The organism is Hydrocoleum sp. CS-953 (genome assembly GCF_002260545.1).
GTDB lineage: Bacteria > Cyanobacteriota > Cyanobacteriia > Cyanobacteriales > Microcoleaceae > Trichodesmium.
The window spans coordinates 1-2,540 of the sequence record NZ_LGSU01000250.1 but is presented as its reverse complement, the minus strand read 5'-3'; the positions used below and the strand labels follow the sequence as shown (position 1 = coordinate 2,540).

The window sequence follows — 2,540 nt, the reverse complement described above, 5'->3', positions numbered from 1 at the left end:
CGGTTTGGAGACCAAACCCCTACGATAAAATTAACATCTCATTTTGGCGCTCGGTTTGGAGACCAAACCCCTACGATAAAATTACAGCGGTTTTCATTTGGGTAGACCACTGTAGGGACGTTGCATGCAACGTCCCTACAAGATTATCATTTTTTTTATGTGGTTCATTGACCTGAAAACTGCTGTAACATCCTATTTTGGCGCTCGGTTTGGAGACCAAACCCCTACGATAAAATTAACATCTCATTTTGGCGCTCGGTTTGGAGACCAAACCCCTACGATAAAATTAACATCCCATTTTGGGGCTTGGGTTTGGAGACCAAACCCCTACAGTAGAATGTTACAACCTAATTATTAAGATTGCTATAGTTTTGACTTGAGCTGAAAGCTCAAAGCTTATAGCTATTTAACTATCTTTTGGCACTAAACCTAAGAAAGTATCAAAATCAGCTACTGCTTTTTTGTACTCACTCAGAGCTTGCTTTTTATCCCCTTCTGCTGCTGCTACATCAATGTCCTCTAAGTCTTCAAATACTTGTTTTGCTGCATCCAGCACAGGTGTTTTGTCTTTTGCCAATAGTAGACTTTGGGTCAGATAATTAGTCTTACTCCGCAAATCTCCCAATGGCCCGTGGATAAACGTATCTACATTTATCCATTCTTCCTGTTGAATTAGGCTTTCTAGTTCACTCATGCGATCGCGCAAAGCCACTATTCTGGCCGTATATTGTTCAATTTTCTGTAATTGAGCATCTGAGTAGGTTGGCGGTGGAGTTGGAGAACTACAACTCGCCAAAAATGCTACTAATAGTGCCATTACCCATGCTACTATCGACCGTTTTTTTAACATAATCCTCTTTTATTTGTCAAGTCTAATTTTAGTATTCTATTCTTAGATTTAAGATGGAAATGACCATTTTGGCAATAGATAACTATATTTATAGAAGCCATTTGGTATCTTGGTAAAGGTAAGGGTTTTTGGCTCTTGAGTCAGGAGTCGTAGTGGCGATTCGCTCTTCGCCCCTACAGAATTCAGGAGATCGAGAGTAGAATCTAGGCCCCTCTATTCACCATCTCGCCATCTCCCCCACTCCCCTACTCCCTTTTCATAGAGCCAAAATGGGTTCTATAAGACTGTGCATTTAGGGCACAGACATTGGTAAATTCTGTTAGCTGATTAGCTGAACATTTAGGCAGGAAAAACTTAGTGATAGACTACTTTTGACTTGCGCGTAGCACTATACTTACTTATTTTGGTCAAAACTTTTAAACTGTTTTTCTACTACACCAGCTAAAGTCTCTCGTGGAAGGAAACGAGAAGTATTAACAATTACTTGATTTAACAATCCTCCTGTAACAACATTAGATTGATTTTTTTCTAATGCCTGAAGAGCATCTCGTACTACCTCTTCTGCAGAGGTCAATTTTTCCATGGAAGTTTTTCCTCCAGACCCCGGAAATTCTGCTCTCTGGAAAAAATCTGATTCTGTAGGTCCAGGACAAAGGGCTAATATCTTCACTCCTGAATCTTGATTTTCTGCCCACAAAGCCTCACTAAAACTTAAAACAAATGCCTTTGTTGCACCATAAACGGACATATAAGGCAAAGGTTGAAATCCACCAATTGAAGCAACATTAATAATTCCACCAGATTTGCGTTGTTGCATTCCTGGTAAAAATAAATGTGTTAATTCTACTAAAGCAGTAATATTTAATTGAATCATATTTACTTGCTTTTCTAGAAGTCTTCCAGCAAAATTTCCATAGTCACCAAAACCAGCATTATTAACTAATAAATCTATAGTTAATCCTTTCTGAGAAACTGCTTCAAATAGAGACTTTGTTGCTCCTGATGCTGTTAAATCTTGAACTATTACATCAGTCTGAATTTGATATTTACTCTGTAAAGTATTTGCTAATTTTTGTAGTTTATCTTCGGAACGAGCAACTAATACTAGATTGGTTTTTATTGCTGCTAATTCTTGAGCAAAAGTTTCACCTATTCCAGAGGAAGCGCCTGTAATTAATGCAGTTTTCATTTGGCTTAAAATCAAATCATATTTTTATATTTTTAGTCCATTAATTATACTTCATCTGCAAAATATAGTACAAATTAATGTAAAATTACTATAGCAATCCTCCGATCGGTTGTGGTATTTTGGGAGTATTTAGGAGTCAGGAGTCAGGAGTCAGGAGTCATAATTTTCAAGTTTTTCAGCTCTTTTTAATTATTAAAAAACTTATTACGACCAATTTAGGATTGCTATATTTTAGTTGACTTCTAATCATTTTTACTATGGCAAAATTAGAGGAGCTTTTCTTTCCTGGGGAATGCTGCCTCTTGCAGAGAAGCTACGGTTTTTCGTATAGGGAATGCTCCGCTTTCCATGTCGCGTAGCGTTTCCCCTGTCGCCGATATGAAAAACGCACTTTGTGGGGAACGCTAAATGCCATATCAAATCGACCAAGAGAAGAAAAAAATGCCCTTTTAACCAATCCTTCTATTACAGAAGAGGTAATTAATAATTATTAATTATTGA

At 37.4% G+C, this 2,540-nt stretch carries 3 protein-coding genes; 1 reads left to right on the top strand and 2 read right to left on the bottom strand.

Going from position 1 to position 2,540, the window contains the following annotated elements:
* The first annotated feature begins 157 nt into the window (after positions 1 to 157).
* Positions 158 to 358: a hypothetical protein gene (locus AFK68_RS02190; RefSeq protein WP_094671275.1), complete on the top strand. Its 201-nt coding sequence runs from the start codon at positions 158 to 160 to the stop codon at positions 356 to 358.
* Positions 359 to 406: 48 nt separating this feature from the next.
* Here AFK68_RS02190 and psbQ read toward each other — a convergent pair whose 3' ends face one another.
* Complete coding sequence (gene psbQ / locus AFK68_RS02185) at positions 407 to 850, bottom strand: photosystem II protein PsbQ (RefSeq protein WP_094671273.1); 444 nt, start codon at positions 848 to 850, stop codon at positions 407 to 409.
* 394 nt (positions 851 to 1,244) lie between these two features.
* Positions 1,245 to 2,039, bottom strand: a complete 795-nt coding sequence (locus tag AFK68_RS02180; protein WP_094671271.1) for an SDR family oxidoreductase — start codon at positions 2,037 to 2,039, stop codon at positions 1,245 to 1,247.
* Positions 2,040 to 2,540: the final 501 nt, after the last annotated feature.

Coding starts and splice junctions, on each gene's coding strand:
- AFK68_RS02190 (WP_094671275.1), top strand. CDS start 158: ATGTGGTTCATTGACCTGAAAACTGCTGTAACATCCTATTTTGGCGCT.
- psbQ (WP_094671273.1), bottom strand. CDS start 850: ATGTTAAAAAAACGGTCGATAGTAGCATGGGTAATGGCACTATTAGTA.
- AFK68_RS02180 (WP_094671271.1), bottom strand. CDS start 2,039: ATGAAAACTGCATTAATTACAGGCGCTTCCTCTGGAATAGGTGAAACT.